The 22,757-nt window shown below is 64.7% G+C and carries 22 protein-coding genes; 19 read left to right on the top strand and 3 right to left on the bottom strand.

Features of this window, described 5'->3' with window-relative positions; all coding sequences use genetic code 11:
* Positions 1-23 precede the first annotated feature (23 nt).
* Positions 24-668: a response regulator transcription factor gene (locus BLS81_RS17045; RefSeq protein WP_093225674.1), complete on the bottom strand. Its 645-nt coding sequence runs from the start codon at positions 666-668 to the stop codon at positions 24-26.
* A gap of 228 nt (positions 669-896) precedes the next feature.
* On the opposite strand from BLS81_RS17045, the gene BLS81_RS17040 reads away from it, so the two are divergent.
* The 7 genes from BLS81_RS17040 (at position 897) to BLS81_RS17010 (ending at position 6,997) form a co-directional block, all read left to right on the top strand.
* The gene (locus BLS81_RS17040) at positions 897-1,991 is read left to right on the top strand and encodes a zinc-binding dehydrogenase (RefSeq protein WP_093225673.1); all 1,095 of its coding nucleotides are present in this window, start codon (positions 897-899) and stop codon (positions 1,989-1,991) included.
* Positions 1,992-2,015: 24 nt separating this feature from the next.
* Positions 2,016-2,867 carry an aldo/keto reductase gene (locus BLS81_RS17035; protein WP_093225671.1) on the top strand — a complete coding sequence of 284 codons (852 nt, stop codon included), beginning with the start codon at positions 2,016-2,018 and terminating at the stop codon, positions 2,865-2,867.
* A gap of 451 nt (positions 2,868-3,318) precedes the next feature.
* On the top strand, positions 3,319-3,738 hold the full coding sequence (locus tag BLS81_RS17030; RefSeq protein WP_143023389.1) for a hypothetical protein: 420 nt from the start codon (positions 3,319-3,321) through the stop codon (positions 3,736-3,738).
* A complete protein-coding gene (locus tag BLS81_RS17025) occupies positions 3,735-4,748 on the top strand; it encodes a zinc-binding alcohol dehydrogenase family protein (protein ID WP_093225668.1) in 1,014 nt (337 codons plus the stop codon). Before BLS81_RS17030 ends, BLS81_RS17025 begins: the two co-directional genes overlap by 4 nt.
* 205 nt (positions 4,749-4,953) lie before the next feature.
* Complete coding sequence (locus BLS81_RS17020; RefSeq protein ID WP_093225667.1) at positions 4,954-5,280, top strand: hypothetical protein; 327 nt, start codon at positions 4,954-4,956, stop codon at positions 5,278-5,280.
* Positions 5,281-5,308: 28 nt separating this feature from the next.
* Positions 5,309-5,563, top strand: coding sequence for a response regulator transcription factor (locus BLS81_RS17015; RefSeq protein WP_093225666.1), 255 nt, complete (start codon positions 5,309-5,311; stop codon positions 5,561-5,563).
* Between the two features lie 135 nt (positions 5,564-5,698).
* Entirely contained in the window at positions 5,699-6,997 is a 1,299-nt protein-coding gene (locus tag BLS81_RS17010) for a sensor histidine kinase (protein WP_093225664.1), read from the top strand.
* An 82-nt stretch (positions 6,998-7,079) separates the two neighbouring features.
* Here BLS81_RS17010 and BLS81_RS17005 read toward each other — a convergent pair whose 3' ends face one another.
* Complete coding sequence (locus BLS81_RS17005; RefSeq protein WP_176787225.1) at positions 7,080-7,541, bottom strand: response regulator; 462 nt, start codon at positions 7,539-7,541, stop codon at positions 7,080-7,082.
* 115 nt (positions 7,542-7,656) lie between these two features.
* Between BLS81_RS17005 and BLS81_RS17000 the strand changes: the two genes are divergently transcribed.
* From BLS81_RS17000 to BLS81_RS16960, 9 genes are all read left to right on the top strand, one after another.
* Complete coding sequence (locus BLS81_RS17000; RefSeq protein ID WP_093225814.1) at positions 7,657-8,067, top strand: response regulator transcription factor; 411 nt, start codon at positions 7,657-7,659, stop codon at positions 8,065-8,067.
* Between the two features lie 15 nt (positions 8,068-8,082).
* Entirely contained in the window at positions 8,083-9,708 is a 1,626-nt protein-coding gene (locus BLS81_RS16995) for an FAD-dependent oxidoreductase (RefSeq protein WP_093225661.1), read from the top strand.
* A gap of 333 nt (positions 9,709-10,041) precedes the next feature.
* Entirely contained in the window at positions 10,042-10,749 is a 708-nt protein-coding gene (locus BLS81_RS16990; RefSeq protein WP_093225660.1) for a sensor histidine kinase, read from the top strand.
* 13 nt (positions 10,750-10,762) lie between these two features.
* Entirely contained in the window at positions 10,763-11,362 is a 600-nt protein-coding gene (locus BLS81_RS16985) for an OsmC family protein (protein WP_093225658.1), read from the top strand.
* Positions 11,363-11,728: 366 nt separating this feature from the next.
* Complete coding sequence (locus BLS81_RS16980; RefSeq protein ID WP_176787224.1) at positions 11,729-12,283, top strand: outer membrane protein; 555 nt, start codon at positions 11,729-11,731, stop codon at positions 12,281-12,283.
* A gap of 245 nt (positions 12,284-12,528) precedes the next feature.
* Positions 12,529-14,073 carry an MFS transporter gene (locus tag BLS81_RS16975; RefSeq protein ID WP_176787223.1) on the top strand — a complete coding sequence of 515 codons (1,545 nt, stop codon included), beginning with the start codon at positions 12,529-12,531 and terminating at the stop codon, positions 14,071-14,073.
* Positions 14,074-14,171: 98 nt separating this feature from the next.
* The gene (locus BLS81_RS16970; protein ID WP_256326308.1) at positions 14,172-15,191 is read left to right on the top strand and encodes an HlyD family secretion protein; all 1,020 of its coding nucleotides are present in this window, start codon (positions 14,172-14,174) and stop codon (positions 15,189-15,191) included.
* A complete protein-coding gene (locus BLS81_RS16965; protein WP_093225654.1) occupies positions 15,188-16,579 on the top strand; it encodes an efflux transporter outer membrane subunit in 1,392 nt (463 codons plus the stop codon). The genes BLS81_RS16970 and BLS81_RS16965 overlap by 4 nt, the downstream gene beginning before the upstream one ends.
* Before the next feature lie 99 nt (positions 16,580-16,678).
* A complete protein-coding gene (locus BLS81_RS16960) occupies positions 16,679-18,490 on the top strand; it encodes a PAS domain-containing sensor histidine kinase (RefSeq protein ID WP_176787222.1) in 1,812 nt (603 codons plus the stop codon).
* A 158-nt stretch (positions 18,491-18,648) separates the two neighbouring features.
* On the opposite strand, the gene BLS81_RS16955 is transcribed toward BLS81_RS16960, so the two are convergent.
* On the bottom strand, positions 18,649-19,176 hold the full coding sequence (locus BLS81_RS16955) for a Dps family protein (RefSeq protein WP_093225651.1): 528 nt from the start codon (positions 19,174-19,176) through the stop codon (positions 18,649-18,651).
* A gap of 401 nt (positions 19,177-19,577) precedes the next feature.
* Here BLS81_RS16955 and BLS81_RS20860 point away from each other — a divergent pair, with 401 nt between their 5' ends.
* From BLS81_RS20860 to BLS81_RS16945, 3 genes are all read left to right on the top strand, one after another.
* Positions 19,578-19,718, top strand: coding sequence for a hypothetical protein (locus BLS81_RS20860; RefSeq protein ID WP_176787210.1), 141 nt, complete (start codon positions 19,578-19,580; stop codon positions 19,716-19,718).
* A 448-nt stretch (positions 19,719-20,166) separates the two neighbouring features.
* Complete coding sequence (locus BLS81_RS16950) at positions 20,167-20,886, top strand: hypothetical protein (protein ID WP_093225649.1); 720 nt, start codon at positions 20,167-20,169, stop codon at positions 20,884-20,886.
* A 69-nt stretch (positions 20,887-20,955) separates the two neighbouring features.
* On the top strand, positions 20,956-22,650 hold the full coding sequence (locus BLS81_RS16945; RefSeq protein WP_093225647.1) for a cation:proton antiporter domain-containing protein: 1,695 nt from the start codon (positions 20,956-20,958) through the stop codon (positions 22,648-22,650).
* The last annotated feature ends 107 nt before the right edge of the window (positions 22,651-22,757 follow it).

The raw sequence follows: 22,757 nt of genomic DNA, 5'->3' as shown, positions 1-22,757 counted from the left end.
GTAGAGCGGGCGCCGTTCGGATCTCAGAGCTCGAGGAGCTCGATCTTCCGGATCATGTCCGCGACCGAGATCGACTTCAGCTTCTTGCCCGCGCTCGACCGGTGCATCTTCACGGTCACCTCGGTTATGCCGAGTTCGAAGGCGATCTGCTTGTTGAGCAGTCCGCGGGCCACGCCCCGAAGCACATCGGTCTCCCGAACCGTCAGCTGCTGTCCAAGCTCCCGGACGGAATTGCGCTCGCGCTGCGCGTTGCGGCGGTCTCCGTCGCGTCGAAGGGCGTCGGACACTGCGTCCAGCAGCTCCTGCTCACCGAACGGCTTCGCGAGGAAATCCAAAGCGCCGGCCTTCATCGCTCGAACGGAAGTCTGCACGTCCGCGTAGCCGGTGATGAAGATGATCGGGATGTGCACGCCCTGGCTCGCCAGATGCGTCTGGAGTTCGAGCCCGCTGGAACCAGGGAGCCTGAGATCAAGGACGAGGCAGCTCGGGCCATCGGGTAGCGGGGCGCTGAGCATCTCGGCGGTCGTCCCGTAGGCCATCGTTCCCATGCCCACGGAGTCGAACATGTCGGTTAGACTGTCCCGGATGTCCGGATCGTCGTCCACGACCAGGATAATCGGCCGCTGAGGTGTGGTGCTGGCGGTTGCCGCCCTCGCTTCGGATAACATAGCGGCCTCCCTGTCGAGCTACTCCATAGTGCCCCGGACTGCATCCAAATGCCAGCAAAGAGGCGAGAGCGACAGCATACTAGAGTATGGGTGCCGCAGATGCCGCGCCGCCATACGGACTGAGGCCGGCACCATACCTGGGTAGGTCTGGCTCCCCCTTCATCTTGCAGCGAACCTTAGGATGCCGGTCGCCAATCGGCGTCCCAACCCACGCGAAGGTGACCAGACATGAAGGCAGCGGTTCTGAATTCCAACGAGGGGCGCTTCGATGTCGAGGACGTCCGCATCGACGCTCCGAAGGGTCGGGAGGTCCTAGTCGACGTCAAGGCGTGCGGCCTCTGCCATTCGGACCTGCATCTCGCGCAGGCGAACTACGGGACGCCGCTGCCAGCCGTGCTGGGACACGAACTCGCCGGCGTGGTCCGCGAGATCGGCCCTGACGTTCGCGAGCTGAAGGTCGGCGATCACGTCGTGGGATCGCTGGTTCAGTTCTGCGGCCATTGCGTCTCGTGCCTCTCCGGCAGGACGTATCAGTGCGATCGCCCCGAGGAGACGATGCGGGCGGCGAGCGATGGCCAGCGCCTCGTTCGCGTCTCTGACGACACGCCGGTCTACACCGGCTGGGGAACCGCGGCGTTCGCCGAGCAGGCGCTCGTCCACGAGAACCAGCTTGTGAAGATACCCGATGCGATTCCCTTCCCGCAGGCCTCGATCCTGGGTTGCGGCGTCATCACGGGCGCCGGCGCTGCGATCAACTCCGCCGACCTGAAGGCCGGTGAGACGGTGGTCGTGATCGGCGTCGGTGGTGTCGGCCTGAACGCGATCGCAGGCGCCAAGCTCGCCGGAGCGTCGCACATCATCGCCGTCGACAACCAGCCCGGCAAGGAAGCTCTCGCCCGCAAGTTCGGCGCGACTGACTTCGTCAATTCGGGGGAGGGGGATCCCGTCGCGGCGATCAAGGCCGTCCTACCCCAGGGCGCTGACCATGCCTTCGAGGTGATCGGGCTCCCGGTTACCACCGAGCTGGCCATCCAGGCCGTTCGGAAGGGTGGCTCGGCCTATCTCATCGGCCTGCACCGTCCCGGTCAGACGTTCCCATTCGCTGGGCTCGATGCGATCGTCCGGCAGATAGAGGTGAAGGGAGTCTACATGGGCTCGAGCAACATCAAGCACGACATCCCGATGTATGCGGACCTCTACCTTCAGGGGCGTTTCAACCTCGACTACCTCATCTCGCGCGAGGTCAACATCAGCGAGATAAACGAGGCATATGAGGACCTGAAGCACGGCGCGATCGCGCGCTCGGTCATCACGTCGTTCTAGGTCGGTCAAAGATAGGAGGCTAAGATGAACGCGGACAAGTTCTCCATTGGCGGCGACATGCCGGTCAATCGGCTGGGATACGGTTCGATGCGTCTGACCGGTCGTGGAATTTGGGGACCTCCGTCGAACCGCGAGACTGCGCTGCGGACGCTGCGTCGCGTGCCGGAGCTCGGGATCGATCTGATCGATACGGCGGACAGCTACGGGCCGGGGATCACCGAGCCGCTAATCCACGAGGCGCTGTATCCATATCGCACTGGTCTGCACGTCGCGACGAAGGCTGGTTTAACCCGGCCCGGTCCTGAGGAATGGGTGCCGCGCGGTGATCCCGAGTATCTTCTGGCGCAGGCCGAGCGCAGTCGGGAAATCCTCGACGTCGAGCGGATCGATCTCTGGCAGCTCCACCGCGTGGATCCGAAGGTTCCGCGCGACGAGCAGTTCGCTGCGGTCCGGCAGCTGATCGACACTGGCGTTATTCGGCACGCCGGCCTCAGCGAAGTCGGTATCGACGACATCGTCGCCGCTCGCGCGGTATTTCCGGTCGCGACCGTCCAGAACCGCTATAATCTGGCGGATCGCGCGAGCGAGACGATCGTCGACTACTGCGAGGCGCACCATATCGGCTTCATTCCATGGTTCCCGCTGGCGGCCGGAAGGCTGACGGAAGCGGGTTCGGTGCTGGAGATTATCGCGGCTCGGCACGATGCGACCGCCGGTCAGATCGCAATTGCCTGGCTTCTCCGGAGGAGCCCGGTCATTCTGCCGATCCCCGGCACGACTTCGGTCGCCCACCTCGAGGAGAACGTCCGCGCGATGGACATCGCTCTGACGGATGAGGAATTCGAACAGCTGGATCAGGCCGGCGGCGACCGCTGAGCGGTGCGAGCGCGGGGCGGGGCCGTCTTCTGCACGGCCTCGCCCTTTTCCATTCATGCCATCCTAAGTTCGACGCCCGCGCGGTGGGGAGCGACGGGCCCGAGCCCGATCCACGTGCGCGCTGAGCTGGATGGGGTCGCTGGTCGGGAACGTCTCCTCCACGGCCTAATCCAGCGCTTCGTCCCTTTCCGGCTTCTCGGCAGGCAGCTCTGAATTGATCTCGGATCCCATCTTCACTCTCCATTTCAGGACGGCGACTATCCCGCAGACGCGCCAACGGCGTCACCTGCGCGTTGATATGTGCGGGACCTGACGCAGCGCGATCGGCCGAAACGAAGTGCCACAGCCATACTTTGGTAGGCGTCGTCCCGCCTTCGGTACGATGTTCGGTGGGCGCTGCGCGGGGCACGATGGAATCGCCGTCGAACGGTCTTTCCACTGGAGCGCAGAAATGCTGATCGAGAACGGGATCAAAGCCGCCGCATCGGTCGATGCGTGCTTCGGAGGCTGTTTCTCACCGCTCGAGTGGCTCGTCATCGCCATGGGGACGGGCGACGATACGCGGCCGTTGGCCTGCAGTTCCATGGGGAGGCGGCTGCTGGAGCTTGAGGCCGGCGGGGCGGGCTGCCTGGAAACCCTTCGTAGAACCGCTCAGATGGCGGCCCGCTGCGGCTGGGGGATGCCAAGCGCCGAAGTCGGCGCCTTCCTCATTGCCGGGTGGACGGAGGAACAGCTCGGAGCGTTGATCGAAAGCGTGTTTCAGGAGGCGGAGTGCGTCGCGGGGCATCATGCCCGGTCTATGCGCAGCGCTCCTTCACGCGATCCGCGGGGTTTCGCAACGAAAGTCGATAACAGGGAGATGCATGCATGAAGGCGGTGGGCTTCAAGAAGGACGGTGCGGTCGCGGGAGGCGGCACCTTGGTGGATATGGACGTGCCGGAACCAGTGGCCGGGCCCCGGGATCTGATCGTTCGGATCAAGGCGGTCTCCGTCAATCCGGTCGATGTGAAGGCGCGCGTCTTTCCGTCGGCTGCGGACGCAGGGCCCAAGATCCTCGGATTTGACGCAGCCGGGTTGGTTGAGGCGGTCGGTTCCGAGGTCTCCCTCTTCAAGGTCGGAGACGAGGTGTTCTACGCGGGCGACATTACGCGGCCGGGCACGAACTCCGAATTGCATGCGGTCGACGAGCGGATCGTGGGTCGCAAGCCCGCCTCGTTGGACTGGGCCGAGGCTGCGGCGATGCCGCTGACGGCCATCACAGCCTGGGAGCTGCTGTTCGATCGCCTCCGGCTACCGCGCGGAGGCGAGAATGGGGGAGGTTCCCTGCTGATCATCAACGGCGCAGGCGGGGTCGGATCGATCCTGATCCAGATGGCGCGGCGGTTGACCGGGCTCACGGTCATCGCGACGGCGTCGCGGGAGGAGACCATCGACTGGGCTGCGAAGATGGGCGCGCACCATGTCATCGACCATCACAAGCCGATCGACGAGGAACTGGTGCGGATCGGTCACCCGACCGTGGACTACGTGGCCGGACTGTCCGCGAGTGACCGCTACCTGCCGATCTTTCCGAAGATCGTCGCGCCGCAGGGGCACGTCGTGTTCATCGACGACCCCGCCCAGTTCGACATCATGCCGCTGAAGCGCAAGTCGATCTCGGTCTCGCTCGAGTTCATGTTCACGCGTCCGATGTTCCGGACCAGCGACATGATCGCGCAGCACGACATGCTCGAAGAGATTTCGGACATGCTGGACGCAGGTGAATTGAAGTCGACACTGGTGCAGCGGCTGTCGCCGATAAATGCTGAAGCCATCGCCGAAGCACATCGGGTCGCCGAGAGCGGGAAGGCGATCGGCAAGACGGTCATCGAGGGCTTCTGAAGAGGCGATGACGTTGAGGGTGCCGCCCCCGGGGCGGCACCCGTTCTCGGGATTGCGCGCGCCCCCTCGATTGAGGATGGCGACCTGATCCTCTTCTGGGGCAGGATGCGGGGGCAACGCTTTCCCGGAAACCTGACACTTGCGCCTTAGCCCACTGATCAGAGTTGCGTGGTTTATCGGGGTCTTTGGACTTTCCGCCCCTGCAATGTCACTCGACGACCAGAACGGGTTTCGAAGCTACAGACATGTGCGCTGGACGCCCGACGAGGGCGCACCGACCCAACTCACGAGCGTAACGCAGGATCCCCGGGGCTTCCTCTGGGTGAGCGGTGAGAACGGCGTGTTTCGGCTCGATGGCACCTCCTTCGATACCATCCCGTCGCCCCCGGTTCCCGGTGCGCCCTTCGGCAAGCCCCGGGAGGCTCTGGCTCTCCGGTCGGGCGACGTCTGGGTCTTCTATCTCCAGAGTCGACGCTTCGCCTACTACCGTGGCGGCATGATGCATCTCCTGCCGCAGATGGAGGTGTTGTGAACCGTTACCTCGATGGTCGAGAGTCGCGATGGTGCGGCACATCCATCGTGAGATCGCCGACGAGATCGCGCGTCACGTGATCGACGACCCGCTGAGCGACCGGGAGATCGCGGTGCTGAGGCTTATCGCGTTTGGCCGGGCGAACAAGCAGGTCGCCCACGAGCTTGGCGTGTCGGAGGAGACGGTCAAGGCGCACCTGAAGAGCATCTTCCTGAAGCTCGGCGTCGCGGATCGGACCCATGCCATCACCGTTGCGTCGCAGCGGGGAATTCTACTACTCTAGCGAAGGCGGCCGCTGTTTGGTCGTCATCAGCAGTCGTGCCGCCCGACCCTGTTTTCAACGCCGCGCGACGAGGTGTATTTAACTCCTCCCGGACGGGAATATTTCTCCGGTGGGCGCCGGATTGGAGGCCTGTGCGTGGCGACTGACCTTTCTCGTATCGAAGATGCCGACGCCGCTTCGGATCTGGTGCAGATCGCGGGTTCGCCTGGGATACTGCAGGTGGTGCCCATCGTTGAGAGCGACTGGAGCGACACTTGGTATCGCGTGTTCATGCAGGTCTCCTCGATCTCGTTCGTCGTGGTCGATGCCCGCAAGCGCATGCAGCGCTGCCGGGAGTTGGGAGCGGATGGGGTCACGAACCTCGTCGCCCATCTGTCCATGTCGCCCGAGGACGCTGCAATCATCCGGAGCGGTGCCACCATCCTGGACATCAACGAGACCGGCGTTCGGGTCTTTGGGGGCAGCTCGAAGGCCGATTTCATCGGCCAGACGACCAATCGTTTCTTCAGCAAGGACTGCACCGCGCTTCAGAGTGTCGCCGACGCGTATCTGCAGGGACAGACGGCTTTCCAGCAGCAGGCGACCAACCACCGTCTCGACGGGTCGACATTCGAATCCCTGTTCTGCGTCGTCATGCGGGTCCCTGGGGCGTCGGACGGGGTTTGGCTGGCAGGGTTCATCGACAACTCGGCCGAGCAGCGTCAGCGGGCCATGACGAATGTGCTCCGCGATGAGCTCGCGCATGTCTCGCGCATCTCGACTCTGGGCGAGATGTCGGCATCGATAGCCCATGAACTCGGCCAGGCCCTCGCAACGATCGGAACGAGCGTCCAGGCGGCACTGAACTACCTGAATCTCCCTGAGCCGAACGTGGATGCTGCCAAGCGCGCATGTGGACGGGTGGCTGCACAGACCGTCAGGGCCAGCGAGATCATAGATCGGGTGAGGGGCATGGCCGCCAGGAGGCCCGGAACAGCCACCCCGGTCACCATTGGCGAACTCGTTCAGGATTCGGTCGGGTTCGTGCGGCACGAGTTCGAGCGGACCTCGATCGCATTGTCATACGGCATCGAAGACGAGGACCTGGTGGTCGTCGTGGACCGCGTCCAGATCCAGCAGCTGCTCGTCAATCTGCTGATGAACGCCACCCAGGCGCTGCGCGACCATGAAACCGGGATGCCGACCATCAGCGTGAACGCGCGTCGCGACGGTCGATGCATCGTGCTGGAGGTCAGGGACAACGGACCGGGAATGGCGGAGGAGGACTTGCCGCAGGTCTTCGACAGCTTCTTTTCGACGAAGTCCGATGGGCTTGGGCTCGGCCTGAGCATTTGCAGGTCGATCGTCGAGGCGCATGGTGGCAGCATAAGCGCCGCCAACCGGACCGACCGTTCGGGGGCAGTGATCACCGTTGAGTTGCCTGTCTCGGAGTGATGCGACGCAGTGTCGCTCAACCTGTGCGCGCTGCGCGAATTTCGAATGACCGTCTCAGGAAGCTGATTGGCGGACGCATGGCTCAGAGGTTCGCTGTGGCCTCGATAACGCGAACGAATTCGTCGGTGTCGAACGGCTTCTTCAGCATCGCTAAGAACCCGGCATCCTCCGAGGCCTTCCTCGTCGCCTCGGTCGCGTAGGCGGTAATCAGTATCGCCGGCGTCTCCGCGCCTCTTGCACGGAGTTCTCGCACCATTTCAATGCCGGTGAGGCCGGGCATGTGGAAGTCCGATATGATGACGTCCGGTCTGAAGTCGGCGTGCGCCTCTAGGTAGGAGGGGCCGTCGGCGAAGCAGCCGACGACGTGCGACAGGCTCGTCAGCAGATCTGCCAAGGCGAACCGAAGCTCCTCGTCGTCGTCAATGACTGCAACGCGCAACGGGGGTGGCATCGCGGCTCCGAACCAAGCGAAGACCGGATGGTCGACGCTCGAACCTAGCCGCCTGTCGAATGTCTCGACAACCAATACCACGGTATGGGTCAAGCTCCGTTGATCCGCATAGTAGGGTTTCTCCGCGTTCCCCGTCCGAATTCGGGGATCGCTCTGTTTCTTGATTCGATCCGCCACCGGATGGTCGCGTGCATGAGGAGACCGTCTTTTGGTTGAAGCGCTTCCACCCACCGGTTCAGTTGGGCTGATAGCGATAGTCGATGACGACGAGGACGTCGCATCGGCATTGGGAAGTCTCGTCGAGAGCATGGGGATGGCCGCCAGACTGTTCAGTTCGGCGGACAATTTCCTGTCCGAGCGGCATGAACGGTTCGTCCTGGTAATCAGCGATGTGCAGATGCCCGGATCGAGCGGCATCGACCTTGCGAGGCTCCTTCAGAACGACGCGGTGCCGGTCATACTCATCACTGCGTTTCCGAGTTTGGAGATCGAGCGCCAGGCGCTCGCATGCGGCGTCCATCGCTTCATTAGGAAGCCGTTCGACCCGGACGAGCTTATCGATAGCATAATGAGGGTCGTGGCGCAGTCGCCGGGTCGAACATCAGACATCATCATCTAGGTTAGGTCGGATTACATGGAGACTATAGGACGAGATCTGCAGGAGATGCAGCGGACACCGCTGCTGCCTTCGCACGTCGAGGCGTTGAGGAGCGCGGGCGTGATCCGCGAATATGGTCAGGGCGTCTTCCTTGCGCGCCCGGGGGAACCGGCGGACCGCTTCATCTACGTGCTCGATGGCGAGATCGAAGTGGTGAACCCGCTTACGGACGAACGGCACGTGCCCTCGACGCTTGGCCCGACCCAGTTCATGGGCGAGATCGCATTCATGGACGGCGGCCACTGGTCGATGCTGCTTCGCACTGCCCGGCCGACCCGCGTCATCGAAGTCGAGCGGGCGGCCATGCTCTCCCTGATGGCGCGGATTCCCGAGATGTCGGACATCATCATCACGGTGTTCGCCGCCAGACGCCGGCGGCAGTTGGACAGCGGCGACGGGACCTTGATACTGATCGGTGAGGATTCCGACCGTGCGGTGCGGAGGATCGCCGACTTCGCCAGCCGCAATCGCATTCCCTACACCTCGCTTGCGATCGGCAGCGATGAGGCGATGGAGGCCGCGGTCAGTTGCTCAGGCGCCGCCGCCGCGCCCATGGTGATCTTCGGCCGGGATGTCGTCGAGGATCCGACACCCGAGCGCATCGCGAGGCTTCTTGGAATAGGGCGCGAGCTCGTTGACGACGAGGCTTTCGACGTCGTGATCATCGGCGGCGGACCCGCGGGCGTCGCGGCCGGCGTGTATGCCGGCGCGGAAGGGCTGACCGCTCTCGTCGTCGAGGACACCGCGATCGGTGGGCAGGCCGGCACATCAAGCCGGATCGAGAACTACATGGGCTTTCCGACCGGCATCTCCGGCGCAGACCTCGTCTGGCGCGGCGAGGTCCAGGCGATGAAGTTCGGCACCAGGTTCGTGGTCCCGCGGCGGGTGGCGGTTCTCGAACGGCTGGATGAAGGCGACTTCTGCGCCACTTTCGACAATGGCCAGCGTATTCGTGCGCGAGCCGTCGTCGTGGCGACGGGCGTGCAGTATCGCCGTCTTCCGATCCAGGGACTGGCTCAGCTCGAAGGTGCGGGCGTCTACTACGCCGCGACCGAGAACGAGGCCCGGAGCTGTCATGGCGGCGACGTGGTGGTGATCGGCGGTGGCAACTCGGCCGGGCAGGCCGCCATGTTCCTGAGCCGCGCCGCGCGCAGCGTCCGGGTGCTGGTCCGCGGGAACTCCCTGGCAGCCTCCATGTCGAGTTATCTCTCCAGCCGCCTGGAGGCGGACCCGGCCATCACCATTCAATATGGGGCGGAGGTCGTCGCGCTGGACGGGGGCGAGAGGCTCGAGGGCGTGTCCGTGCGGAACGTCCGGGATGGCGCCGTCACAGAGGTGGGTGCCTGCTCGCTCTTCATCATGGTCGGCGCCGCGCCCAATACGGACTGGCTGTCCGGGCTCGTGCAGCTCGACGACAAGGGCTTCGTCCTGACCGGGGACGCCGTACAGGCCGCAAGCCCATACGGCACGTCGTGTCCGGGCATCTTCGCCGTAGGCGATGTGCGCGCCCGTTCGGTAAAGCGCGTCGCGTCGTCGGTGGGCGAGGGGTCCGTCGTCATATCCCAGGTCTGGGATTTCCTGAATCCCAGCGTCGGTCGCTGACCCTTATAACCGCACGGATGCCGAGCGCCGGGAGTCAGCTCGTCATCCCGGTGCTGACCACCAAAACCCGTATCGGAACGGCGAATACCCGCACGGCCCGCCTGCAGGCGGGCCGTCGATTGGCAGAAGCCTGGGATGCCGGCCATGTGGCCTCCATACCAAGGTATGCCGGCACCTGCTCCCGCGTTTCGATGCAACCGTCTCCTTCGCAGGCTACGGTCGGGCGGATGAGCACGAGCCTGCGGATGTGCCGCGGCTGCCAGGCTCTTGGGTGTCGCACGATCGCAATCCACGAATGATCGCTGAAGCCCGGGCTGAGTGGAGGAACGTCGAATGAATGCACGCCCGTCACACTTCTCCGACAACTTCCTGGCGGAATCGGAGACGAATCACCGTGTTGCCAACAATCTCGCGCTGATCGCCGCCATCGTCGGACTTGAAAGCCGGACTGTGGGCGACGCGCAGGCTGCGGCGGTCCTCGCGGCCACGCAGCGCCGGATTCAGGCGGTCGCGAGCGTCCATCGTCGGCTCTACCGCGATCCAGAGGGCGAGACTGTGAATCTGGGAGAGTTTCTGGAGGAGCTGGTCGATGTGCTGAGGACGCTCGTCACCGACGAGGACGACCGTCGCACCCTCACAGTGCGTGCCGACGACTTCGATCTTCCCAACGACCATGCGGCCGCCTTCGCCATCCTCGTCACCGAGCTGGTCGGCAATGCGTGCAAGCATGCCTACCGCGTCGACGTGTCGGGCGAGGTCCGCGTCATCTTCGATGCGATGCCAGGTGGCGACTGGAGGCTGCTGGTCGAGGACGATGGCGTGGGCATCAATCACGTCGGGGGCGGGGCGCATGGGCTCGGCTCGCACATCATTCAGTCCGTCTCGCGCAAGCTGGGTGTTCAGCACCGCTGGGAGCCGTGCTGCCCCGGCACGCGGTTTCTCATGTGGACCGGAGCCTGTTCCAAGGCTGAGATAGAGGTCTCCGCTGTCACTATTCCGGGCACGATGGTGATCTCCGGTGCTGCGCGAAGGGAACAATGAGGGAGGTTGCGTGATGCAGGTCGATGGGAAGCTGGACGAGGCGATCGCCGAGAAAACCGGGGAAGGGCGCTACCAACTTGCCATATCGGCAGGCGGGGCGCATTCCATGGCCGACGAACCGACGGATGTCGGGGGCCTCGGGTCGGGGCCCAGCCCATATCAGCTCCTCGCCTCCGCACTGGCCGCGTGCACTACCATGACGCTGCTGCTCTATGCCGAGCGTAAGGGTTGGGACGTCAAGGTCAGGTGCACTGCCGTAGGCCATCGCAAGGAGGCAGCGCAGGAGCTTCCGGACGTGTTCACCCGTCGGATCGAATTCGAAGGCGACATCGATCCTGACCGGAAGGCCAGGCTGCTCGAGATCGCCGGCCGGTGTCCGGTCCACCGCACCCTTACGCACGGCGCCAGGGTGCTGACGGCTGAGACGGGTCTCCCGGCGGCCGCTCCGGCGACGTCGCACATGGTGGACATGGAGGCGCTTATCGCCGTCGCCGCGGATCGTTCGACTTCACCGAGACACGTTGACCGCTCGCTCGGTGCGTCGCTCGCACGCGGCGTGACCGTGATCCCCACCTACCGCGGACGCACGTCCTTGGCACGTCTTCCAGGTTGAAGAGGCGGGGCGGCCCCGAGGGGAGCCGCCCCGTAGTTTGGAGAGGTTGCTCCTTGGGCGAAGGAGCGATTGCAAATTGAGATCAATCTCGTTCAAGTTAAATAATACTGAATGACGTGCTGAAGAATGCGATAGGTCAATGTGGATAATGATTTTGTAGATGATGTCTATCACTAAGTTAGCAATATCCGGTTAAGAAAATATACTGTAGTATGAAAATTTACGGTTGATTATTAGTTTTCTTGCGAACTGGTATGTCCATAATTTAGTATTATTCGCAAGAAGGTCGCAATCTCTTGGGATCCCGGTCGCCGAATTCGGTGCTACTAGGAGTTTCACATGTCACAGAAGATATTGGTCGGGGCGATGGCGCTGGGCGCCTGCCTGCTTTCGTCCCCCGCGCTCGCCCAGGAAGAGAGCGCCTTCGTCGGCCCGCGCATCACGATCGTAGGCGGTTGGGACCGCATCGATCACGATGGAGAGAACGGATCGGGGTTCGTTTATGGCGGCAATGCCGGATACGACATCGCGGTGGGTCGCGTTCGCCTCGCGCCGGAGGTCGAGGTCACGGGGACGACGCAGAAGTCCTGCTTCACCGTAACCAACGGACGGCGGTGCGAGCGTGGCGACCGCGATCTCTATGTCGGCGGCCACGTAGGCTACGTCGTTGCGCCGAGCGTTCTGCTCTACGGCAAGGCCGGCTACACGAACGGCCGGTTCAGCGATCGCCTCACACGGGTGGCCGGCGGAACGACCACGCAGATCGACCGTCGCGACGATCGTTCGGGCTTCCGGCTGGGAGCGGGCCTCGAATACGCGTTGGCCGAGCACTTCTTCGTCACGGGTGAGTATCGCTACTCCAACTACTCGGACGGCTTCTCCCGGAACCAGGTCCTGGGCGGAGCCGGCTTCCGGTTCTAACTGCCCAGCGGGCGGAGGGGCGCACCAGCCCTTCTGCCCGCATCGCCATACCCGGGTATGTCTTGTCGCGAAGGGTCCTCGCCCGGAAGTTGCGACCGTCGTGGTCCAGGTCCCTTCGGGTAGGGCGCCGCCATGATTGAAGGGCGGTGGCAATGACAGCGAGCAGCGAATATCGCTTCTCTCCGGAGGAGCGGCCTCTCTTCCCGGGGAGCCCGTATTCTGCGCGCCACACTTCGCGCAACAAGGTGCTCTACGCGACATCGGCGGCGGTGATGGCGCTCGGCAGCGGGCTTGGAAACGGGATGATCACGGCGAACCTCGCCTCGATCTCCGGCGACATGGGCCTCTACCTCGCCGAAGCGAACATCCTCCTCGCGGTGTATGTCGCCTTCAACGCTACGGCCAACCTCATGCTGGTCAAGGCTCGCGTCCAGTTCGGCATTCCAGCTACGATGCACGTGGTGCTGGGCGCGCTGATGGTGGCCCAGGTGGTGCAGATCCTCCATCCCACTCTCGGGACCGCGATACTGGCAAGGGCGGTCAGCGGCCTCGCTTCCGGCGGTCTGACGACGCTCTCACTCTACAACATCTTCCAGGTCTTTCCGGTGAAGACGCGCCCGGTCGCGGCGGTGATCGGCTTCAGCCTGCCTCAGCTCGCGATCCCGCTGGCAAGGATGTTCCCCCTCTCCGACATCGCGCCGCTGGGTTGGCAGGGCCTGCACATGGTCGAGCTCGCGCTGGCGTTGGCCGCGTGGGCGATGCTCAATCTGATGCCGCTGCCCCCGGTCGAGCGCGGGAAGGTGTTCGAGCCGCTGGATGCGGTGACGGTGATGCTCACGATCGCATCCATGCTCCTGATCTGCACCGTGTGCGCGCTGGGACGCTTCTATTGGTGGACGGACGCGGCCTGGCTCGGGTGGATGTTGGCAGCGGCAATCCCGATGCTGGCCCTCGCGCTGTTCATCGAGGATCGCCGCGAGCGCCCACTACTCCTGGTCCGGTGGTTCGGCACCAAGGAGATCGTCTTCTTCATCCTCGTGGCCATCGTGGTCCGGCTGGCGCTCAGCGAGCAGACCTATGCCGCGATCGGGCTGCTGACGCTGGGCGGGTTGACGAGCGACCAGCTGCATCCGCTCTTCGCGACAGTGATGGTGGCCATGGCGGCCGGCATCGCCACCGTCGCGCTGACGCTCCGTCCCGACCGGGTCGTCCCGACGATAATGACGGCGGCGCTGATCATCGGCGTCGGGGCCTGGCTCGATACTCATTCGACGAGCGTCACCCGACCGCCGGAGCTCTACCTGAGTCAGGCGCTCCTGGGCTTCGGAACCACCTTGTTCCTGGGGCCGGCGCTCCTTTTCGGGATAGGTCAGATCATCACCAGAGGGCCCAACTATCTCGTCAGCCTCATCGTGCTGTTCAGCACGACCCAGAACGTCGGAGGTCTCGCCGGCTCCGCGATGCTCAGCACCTTTCAGATCACACGCGCGAGGGTGCATTCCGAGCGGTTGGCCGAGGCGCTTTCGACGGGCGACCCTGCCGTAGTCGAGCGGATCGGGATCTATGCCCGCCTGCTCGAGACGCGTGTGGCGGATCCGATCCTGTTGCGACAGCAGGCGACCGGTCTCATGGGCCAGGCCCTGAGCGGACAGGCGAACGTCCTCGCATTCAACGACACATTCTGGGTGGTGACGATCCTCGCCTTCGGGATCGCGTCGTTCATCGCAGGCGTCACTCTGCTGGCCAGATTGAAGGCCGGTCGAGCCCAAGCCCAGCAGGTGACGCGATGACGGATGCCGCTGCTACCGTGTCCGCCGCCGCTCCTTCAAGCTCGCCGGAAGCCCCCGTTGCCGCTGCGGCGTGGCAGCCTCCGCATCAGAAGCCATGGGTGACGGCGATCTTCGCCCTCGCGCTCCTCGCGGCGGTCGCCATCATCCTTCAGGTTTGGGGGATCGGCCCCTTTGCTGGCGGCGCGGAGAAAACGGACAACGCTCTCGTCCGGGGGCGGACGGTGGTCATAGCGCCGCAGGTGAGCGGATACGTCAACCGCGTCCTGGTGCGCGACTACGACCGTGTCGCGCCCGGGCAGCTCCTGGCCCTGATCGATGACGACATCTATCGGGCACGCGTCGAGCAGGCGGACGCCAACCTCGATGTCCAGCTGGCCGCCCTTGCAAACAGCCAGCAGGCCCAGGCGGCCAGGACCGCCGGCATCGCCGGGGAGGATGCTGCGGCGAAGAACGTATCGGCGCAGCTTCTGCGTGCGAAGTCGGACATGGCGCGCGCGCTGGACCTGGTCGGAGACGGCTCGATCTCGGTCAAGGAGCGCGATCAGACCGCGGCCGCGCTGGCCCAGGCGGAAGCGGGGTTGCGTCAGGCGACCGCGAAGTCGGACATCGCCCGCCAGGATCTGCAGACCGTCAAGGTCGGTCGGGAGGGGCTTGCCGCGCAGGTTAGGGTCGCGCGGGCGCAGCTCCGGCTCGCGCGCATCGATCTCCTGCATACGGTCATCCGTGCACCGGAGGCCGGGCAGCTGGGGGAGATCCACGTGCGGCGGGGCCAGTTCGTCACCAACGGGACCTCGCTTCTCGAGCTGGTTCCGGGCGACCGCTGGGTGATCGCGCAGTTCAAGGAGGGCCAGACCGACAGGATCGCGGTCGGCCAGCGCGCGTCCTTCACGGTCGACGCGCTAGGGGGACGGAGGCTTTCGGGGACGGTGTCCAGCATCTCTCCCGCGACCGGTTGGGAGTTCACCGTGCTCAAGCCGGACAACGCCACCGGCAATTTCGTGAAGGTGCCTCAGCGGCTAGGCATTCTGATACGCGTCGATCCTGATCAAGCCCTTCTGCAGAGGCTCCGGCCGGGAATGTCGGTCAACGCCCGGGTCGAGCTCTCAGGCGCGCCATGAGACCCGCGATTGCAACGTCGCTGCTTCTGCTTGCGTCCTGCGCTGGACCTCGACCGGGCATGCCTTCGGGAAGCGCCGTGACAATACCGACCAGCTGGCGCGAGCAAGCTGGCCTCCCCGGTCGCATAGCAGAGGACTGGTGGTCCCGGTTCGACGATCCCGCTCTCGGCCGTCTCGTCCGCGCGGCGCTCGAGAGGAACACGGACCTCCTCGTCGCGGGCGCCAGGGTGGAGGAGGCGCGCGCACAGTTTCGATCGTCCGCGAGCCGCTTGTCGCCGTCGATCGGGCTTGACGGTGGGTCGGCGAGGTCCAGGAGCGTCAACGCGTTCGGGATGGGGGTGGACCAGAGCCAGGCTGCCGGCGAGGTCGCGATCACCTACGAGGTCGATCTGTTCGGGCGCCTGTCCGCGGCTTCGGATGCAAGTCGCAAGGCGTTCCTCGCGACCGCCTTCGCGCGTGATGGAACGCGCATATCGCTGATAGCGACGGTCGTCTCGGGATACGCGCTGCTGCGCGGACTGGACGAGCAGCTCGCGATCGTTGCGGATACGGCGAAAGCGCGAGAGGCGGAACTGGCGGTCATCAGGCGGCGGACCGCGGCCGGCTATGGATCGCAGCTCGAATTGAGGCAGGCGGAGGCCGCATATGAGGCGGCTTCCCGGCTCATTCCCGCGACGCGTCTATCCGTCTCCCAGCAGGAGAACGCGTTGAGCGTCCTCGTCGGAGGTATGCCCGCTGCCATAGACCGGGGTGCCGATCTTGGAGCGTTGCTTCGGATCGAGGTTCCCAGCGCATTGCCTTCGGCGCTCGTCCGCCTCCGCCCCGATGTCGCCGAGGCCGAGATGCGGCTGGCTTCCACTGATCGGAGCCTCGATGCGGCCCGGGCTGAATTTCTGCCGAACCTCCAGCTGTCGGCGTCGAGTGGCGCCGTCGCGTCGACGCTTCTTTCCGACCCTGTCAGCCTGTTCTCCATCGGCGGGTCGATCCTGGCGCCGCTGTTTCGAGGTGGTGAGCTGCGGGCCCAGGCCGACGTCGCCGCGGCACGGCGTGACGCGGCCGCATTCTCCTACCGGGGAACTGTCCTCAAGGCGTTCGAGGAGGTCGATAACGCCATGACCGCGGTGAGCCGGCTGACCGAGGAGGAGGCTGCGATCGACCGGCAGATCCTTGCGTCATCGGCATCGGTCGAGCTGGCGCGCCGGCGATACAGGTCCGGATACGCGTCCTATCTCGAGCAGATCGACGCGGAGCGATCGCTGCTGGAGACACGCCTGCAGCGCGTGTCGATCCGCTCCGCGCGGGCGACGGCGATTGTGACGCTCTATCGCGGCCTGGGAGGAGGCTGGGACAATCGTGCCGCGCGACGGGACGGGTCCGTGCTCGATTGAACGAGTGCATACCGGCGTATGGGAAGACGCTTACGGGGCGGAATGCTATTTGCGGCTCGGTCCCGTCGCGACTGTCGGCGTTGTCGTCGTAGCGGGGACTTGGAGTGTTTTGATGCCTCGGCGGAAACAGTTGAAGCCAACGTCAGCCGCGTCGTCCCGACAGACGACGTCGTGTTGAGTCCAGCGACTGGGCGCATCCCGAAGATCGATGCACCGGGCGGCTTGATGGGCACGCTTAGCCAGCGCTTGCAGCCTCGCCGGTCGGGTAACCGGGCGCCTGTCCTGACGAGCGATGCGATGGGCGTCGCGGCGATCGTGGTGGATTTGTCCGAAGCCTTGGCCGTGGCCGGATGGTCCGACGTAGCGACTGAGCAGTGCCGCGATCGGGTGTCTGGGATCGTCGCGGCTGCCAACATCGTGTCTCTGAACGAAGCCGCCTGCTCGCTTCTCGGCTGGCAGGAACCCGCAGTCGGCACAATGACGCTATCCGCTATCTGGCCCGATGCCGCCCGTGACGCCCTTTGCGGCCTGCTCGAGGCGATGCGGTCCCCACAGCGTGCCGAGAGGCACATGGGCAGGCTGCGCACGTTCGACGGTGAGTTGGTTCCGGTGGTGTTCACCGTCCGGCAGGTCGACGGCGACGACGCCCCTGGGCGGCTGCTCGTCCAGTGCACAGACATGCGTGGTCTCGATCTGGCGGATGAGGCCATGCCAGACGCAGTCGCGAAGCAGCGCACGCTCTTTCGGAATCTCCCGCTGGGGCTCTGCAGGGTGAACGGCGACGGGCTGACGAGGCTCTACGCGGAGCTTGGCGTCGGTCCTGACACTGACCTGCTGTCGCTGCTGCGATCTTGTCCCGATGTCAGGGAGCGGGCGGCTGCGGCCTGCATCATCGAAGACGTGAACCCGGAGGCCGTGAGGATTCTTGGTGCGGCCTCTGGGGCCGAACTGCTCGGGCGGTCCGTAGCGTTCGCATGGCGTGCGAGACCCGACAGCTTCATCCAGACGCTCATCGCCGGGATGGAATCCCGGAGCTACGAGTGCGAAACCAATCTCACGAGATTGGACGGTGGAACGCTCGACGTCATCCTAGCCAGCGCGTCGGTTCGCGAAAGCGGGAGCCGCATCTCGATCATCGGGATGGTGGACATCGCCGATCGGATCGCCGCCCAGGCAGATCTCATCCGGCTCCAGGCGCAGTTCGCGCAATCCTATCGGCTCTCCCTCCTGAGCGAGCTCTGCACCTGGTTCGCACACGAGATCAGTCAGCCCCTCTCTGCGATTGCCGCATCGGCCTCGACCGGCCACCGCTGGCTAAAGCAGGCGGAGCCGCGGATCGGCGAGGCGCGGAGGGCGTTCGATCGAATCTCGTCTGCGACCGCCCGGTCGCAGGGCATCATCGAGCGTCTGCGGTGTATGGCGCAGAGCCACGCGCCGGCCCTCAACCCGGAGCCGCTCCGCGAGGTCGTGAGTGACGCACTGAAGTTGATCGAGGGAGAGGCCAAGGCGGCACACGTGGCCATCGCCCTGGAGGTTGAGGGGACGCATGATATCGTGCTGATCGATCGCGCCCAGATCGGTCAGGTGGTCGTCAATCTCATCGTGAACGCGATTGAGGCGCTCGAACGCTCGCAGGCGGCGGAGCGAAGCGTGATCGTGTCCCTGATGGCGATTGACGGGTGCGCCCGCTGCACGGTTAGCGACAGTGGACCCGGCCTCGCGCAGGCGGACGTCGCGTCGCTGTTCGCCGCCCAGGAGGCCGGCTCCGCCGGGAGGACCGGTTTCGGCCTGACGATGAGCAGGTCGATCGTGGCGATGCACGGCGGGTCCATGGACATCGAAGCGAGCAGGTCGCTGTCCGGTGCCTCGGTATGGTTCCAGCTTCCCGTGGTGCCCGCCTCGAGTCATTGACGCGGCCGCTGGCGAGGACGGGAAGTTGACTACGCACGAGGGTGTGCAGCAACGCCGCGCTCGCCATCCATGTCGGCAGGAAAGTGGTCTCGCGTCACGGCCAGGGTCACAGCGGTCCGGGCGATGACGCGAGACTTCCAGGAGATCGGTGACGGACCCTACGCGCTCTGGCGACTGCGCGCACATTCCCACAGGAACCATCCGCGTCGCTCGCCCTCGTCGATCCAGACCTCGATGAGGCTCGCCGTCGCGATGTCCGCATGCTCGTCGCACAGCTCGTGGACGCGGCGCAGCTCGGCCACGACCAGCTTGTTGTCGCCATGCAGCTCGGCGAGCATGTCCTGCGGGTCGACATACGGCTCGTTGTTGTCGAGCAGGCGTTGGCGGCCGGCGATGTCGGAGATCGACCTGATCGTCTGTCCTCCGATCTTCCTGGCACGTTCCGCGATCGGGTCGGTCATTGCGAAGATCTCGGTCGCCTGCTCGTCGAGCATCAGGTGATAGTCACGGAAGCTCGGTCCGCTCATGTGCCAATGAAAGTTCTTGGTCTTGAGGTATAGCGCGAACACATCCGCGAGTAGCGCGCCGAGGGCGGCCGAGATGTCGCGCGTCGCCGCGTCGCCGAGGTCGCTGGGGGTTCCAAGGTAGCGACCCGCTTCGATCTCCCCTGATGTCTGCTGTTTCATGTGCCGGTCTCCTGCAGCTGGGGCCGCCGTAGTCGCTAGCGGCGGCGGTGGTCCGGCGCACCGCCTGTCCATTCGAGCAGGGAACGCCGGTGATGCGCCGCCGGATAGTTCAAGGCTGGCGCGAACTCATATCATACTGAGGTGTGGCCGACGCCGACCATCGTCGCGACCGCGGCATGCGCGCGACGTTCGACCGCTCGCCGTCTCCCCCCCGAGCCATCGTGGCGGTGGTGGGCTTCTCGCACCCTGAAGACCGCGGGACGCCCATACGATCGTATGCGTATGGCAGACCGAAGGGGAAATATGCCCCGACACTTGGAGCGCTATCTTCAGGCCGACCGACGCGCAGCGGCTCTTGGGGCCTGCATGGTCGAACGCGAACCAGTAGACAGCACCCGAGAATGGCAACGGCAGCGAAGCCGCAAGACAAACCCTTGCCCGTCTTCGCCGATGCCGAGGCGCTCTACTCCTACGAGGGCACCTTCCAGATGCAGAACCTCATCGTCGGCAAGGCCGCGACTGGCTTCAGCGCCTTCGCCTGAGGCGCTGCCGCTAAGCTGCCTGATTGGAGAATGACATGGATATCGCTACCTCGGGACGCTCGTCTCCTTCGGGACGGACGCGATGGGCGAGGTGCCAATTCCAGTGCGCGGGCGTCTCGGCCTGTCCGGATTCGCCGCCCGGAGCGCTTATGCCGCGCTCTATCGCAGTCACCTCGCGGTCTGCATCGGTTGGTGGCGGACGGCGGTGCTGACGCTGTCGACCGCGTTACGGCGACGGGCCAGACCGCGCATCAAGCTCCGCTGGTAGCTTCGCCGATCCAAAGACCATGCCCACCATACCACGGTATGGCTCGAACCGGCTTGGGGACGGTGGCAACGAGGATCCAGCCGGATCCGCGCCGGCGATCGTCCGGAGCATGCGCGCATTCCAGCGCATCCGTCGATCGCGAGGTGGCGGGGAAGCACCCTCGTCCTTCAGGAGCCGTCAATGTCCGACCTCGTCGATTTCGCGATCAACGCCCATGGCGGCCTCGACCGCTTCAACAAGTTCGACTTCCTCACGGCGCGCCTGAAGCAGGGCGGTGCGCTATGGCCGTTGAAAGGGCAGGCAACGACCCTTCAGGAGGCGAACGTGAAAATCGACCTTCGCAAGGAATGGACCTCCCACTGGCCGTTCGCGCCGACCACCCATCACTCGGTCTTCACTCCCGAACTGGTTCGGATCGAGGACGAGGCCGGCAATGTGGTGGAGGAGCTAACGAATCCCCGGCCGACCTTCGAGGGCTTCGAGCTCGAGACGCCGTGGAGTTTGCCTCAGCTCGGCTACTTCGCCGGCTACGCGATGTGGAACTACCTCACGGCGCCATTCCTTCTGACGCGCCCCGGAGTGGTCTCGGTCGAGGTCGATCCGTGGAGCGAGGGAGGGGAGACGTGGCGCCGTCTGCGGGTGGAATTCCCGGATACCATCGCGACCCATAGTCGCATCCAGCACTATTATTTCGACGACAAGGGGCTCCTGCGTCGCCATGACTACGAGGTCGAGATCCAGGGCAACAACTCGGCGGCACACTATCTGACCGGTCCCGTGGTCGTGGACGGCATCACCCTTTACTCGAACATGCGGATCGTGCCGAACACTCCGGACAACGTGCCCATGTCCGAGCCCGAACTCGTTACCATCGAGCTTTCCGACTACAAGTTCGACTAGGCTGATGGATCCGACCTGTCTGGCCTGGGTGGGGACGCCCGGGCTGGTTTCGTTGCGCGGGTGGTGGTGATGGAGACGGCGATCCTCTCCGCGCTCGCGCCGGTGATCCTGCTGCTGGCGCTGGGCGTTCTCGCCGCGATCGCGACGCGGATGATGCGGCTGAGCTCGATCGTCGGATACCTTGCGATCGGCATAGCACTTTCCGCAACGGGTGCCGTGAAGCTGACGGAGCCTCTCAGTCTGCTGGCGGAACTGGGCGTGGTCCTTCTGCTGTTCGACATCGGCCTCCACTTCTCGATCAGCCACCTGCGGGAGAGGGCGACCGACATCTTCGGCATGGGGTCCGCGCAGGTCGTCCTGGCATCAACCGGTCTCGGAGTGATCGGGCTCGCCTTCGGGCTTCCGCCTATGGCGGCGTTTGTCGTCGGTGCCACCCTTTCGCTCTCCTCCACTGCAGTTGTCGTCCGCATCATTGTCGAGCGCCACCAGCAGGGGTGCCCCGTCGGCATCACCACGACGTCGATCTTGGTGTTTCAGGACGTCGCCGCGATCTTCATCCTAATCTTCGTCACCGCGCTGGACTCCGGTAGGGCGGTCGGCTTGGAAGTCGTGCTCGCCCTCGCAAAGGCGATCGGGGCATTTGCGGTGGCCGTCGTCTCCGCCCGGTATCTCGTCCTGCCGCTGTTCGAGCTCGTGGCGCGCAACCGCAACGAGGAGATGTTCACCGCTGTGGCGCTGCTGATCGCGCTTGCCGCCGGATGGGCCACGGGCTCGGTCGGCCTTTCTCTGACACTCGGCGCGTTCCTTGGAGGCATGATGGTCTCGGAAACGCCGTATCGGGCGATCATTCAATCGGAGATCAAACCATTCCGCGGGCTGCTTCTCGGGTTCTTCTTCATATCGGTCGGCCTGCCGCTCGACTTCACCGCGCTGGCACGCCTCTGGCCGGAAATTCTTGTGGTCGCCGCCATCATCGTCGGGGCGAAAATTGTCTTGAACATCGGCGCAAGCCTTCTCTTTCGGTGGTCCGTCCCTGGCTCGACGCAGCTAGGCTTCCTCCTCGCGCAGGGATCGGAGTTCGCATTCGTCATCCTGAGCCTGCCGTCGGTGCGCGCGCTCGTTGGCGAAAGCCGAAGTTCGGTTCTGATCGCCGCGGTCGCGCTGACGCTGGCTGTCGCGCCGAATCTGGCCGAGGCCGGGCGGGCTATGGCGGGAAGGCTGCGCAGAATCCGGAGTGCCCGCGCCCAGTTTGAGCTGATACCGCACGACCTAGTCGAGCCGGTGCTCGTAGTAGGCATGGGCGATCGGGGCCGCACGATCGCTGACGCTCTCAACGCGTTCGGCATCGGCTACGCCGCTATCGAGGAGAATCCGCGATTGCTGCGGGAGGCCGTGGCGGACGGATACAATGTGATCTTCGGAAGCTTGTCCGACCCAAGGATCTGGGATCCGGTCGCGATGGGCGGCAGGCGGCTCAGCGTGCTGACGAAGCCGTCGCTCGATTTGACGGCGGGGCTCTCGCCGATTGCGCAGCGTTTCTTCCCCGATCTCACCAGCATCGCCGTGGTCGGGGGAGCAGACGAGGCGGAAGCTTTCGCCGCTATCGGCCTGCCGCCCGTGATCGACAACGCCGAGCCTCATGGGCTGCAGGCTGCGATGGCAGTCCTCGATCGACTTGGCATCTCGCCCGGTGACGTGGAGGGCTGGGTGGAGCGGCAGAAGAGGGGGGCGGTCGAACATGCCGACGTTCTCGCGCCCCTTTGACGGCGGACGCTAATCGTTGCCTTGCTGAGCGCGGCTAGTGCGCGGATCACGGCCGAGGTCGCGCAGATATCATTCCGATGACGATCGAGCCGTGCAACGGCCGAAGT

Source organism: Sphingomonas sp. NFR15 (genome assembly GCF_900103265.1).
In the GTDB taxonomy this organism is placed as follows: domain Bacteria; phylum Pseudomonadota; class Alphaproteobacteria; order Sphingomonadales; family Sphingomonadaceae; genus Sphingomonas; species Sphingomonas pollutisoli.
Note: the sequence above shows the minus strand (reverse complement) of the source record. Positions and strands in the feature narration are given on the sequence as shown.

What these genes read in the sequence shown, in the direction of transcription:
- BLS81_RS17020 (WP_093225667.1), top strand. Translation starts at nt 4,954, where the DNA reads ATGTCACTCGACGACCAGAACGGGTTTCGAAGCTACAGACATGTGCGC.
- BLS81_RS17015 (WP_093225666.1), top strand. Translation starts at nt 5,309, where the DNA reads ATGGTGCGGCACATCCATCGTGAGATCGCCGACGAGATCGCGCGTCAC.
- BLS81_RS17030 (WP_143023389.1), top strand. Translation starts at nt 3,319, where the DNA reads ATGCTGATCGAGAACGGGATCAAAGCCGCCGCATCGGTCGATGCGTGC.
- BLS81_RS20860 (WP_176787210.1), top strand. Translation starts at nt 19,578, where the DNA reads ATGGCAACGGCAGCGAAGCCGCAAGACAAACCCTTGCCCGTCTTCGCC.
- BLS81_RS16950 (WP_093225649.1), top strand. Translation starts at nt 20,167, where the DNA reads ATGTCCGACCTCGTCGATTTCGCGATCAACGCCCATGGCGGCCTCGAC.
- BLS81_RS16995 (WP_093225661.1), top strand. Translation starts at nt 8,083, where the DNA reads ATGGAGACTATAGGACGAGATCTGCAGGAGATGCAGCGGACACCGCTG.
- BLS81_RS17040 (WP_093225673.1), top strand. Translation starts at nt 897, where the DNA reads ATGAAGGCAGCGGTTCTGAATTCCAACGAGGGGCGCTTCGATGTCGAG.
- BLS81_RS17035 (WP_093225671.1), top strand. Translation starts at nt 2,016, where the DNA reads ATGAACGCGGACAAGTTCTCCATTGGCGGCGACATGCCGGTCAATCGG.
- BLS81_RS16965 (WP_093225654.1), top strand. Translation starts at nt 15,188, where the DNA reads ATGAGACCCGCGATTGCAACGTCGCTGCTTCTGCTTGCGTCCTGCGCT.
- BLS81_RS16945 (WP_093225647.1), top strand. Translation starts at nt 20,956, where the DNA reads ATGGAGACGGCGATCCTCTCCGCGCTCGCGCCGGTGATCCTGCTGCTG.
- BLS81_RS16955 (WP_093225651.1), bottom strand. Translation starts at nt 19,176, where the DNA reads ATGAAACAGCAGACATCAGGGGAGATCGAAGCGGGTCGCTACCTTGGA.
- BLS81_RS16990 (WP_093225660.1), top strand. Translation starts at nt 10,042, where the DNA reads ATGAATGCACGCCCGTCACACTTCTCCGACAACTTCCTGGCGGAATCG.
- BLS81_RS17045 (WP_093225674.1), bottom strand. Translation starts at nt 668, where the DNA reads ATGTTATCCGAAGCGAGGGCGGCAACCGCCAGCACCACACCTCAGCGG.
- BLS81_RS17025 (WP_093225668.1), top strand. Translation starts at nt 3,735, where the DNA reads ATGAAGGCGGTGGGCTTCAAGAAGGACGGTGCGGTCGCGGGAGGCGGC.
- BLS81_RS16985 (WP_093225658.1), top strand. Translation starts at nt 10,763, where the DNA reads ATGCAGGTCGATGGGAAGCTGGACGAGGCGATCGCCGAGAAAACCGGG.
- BLS81_RS16980 (WP_176787224.1), top strand. Translation starts at nt 11,729, where the DNA reads ATGGCGCTGGGCGCCTGCCTGCTTTCGTCCCCCGCGCTCGCCCAGGAA.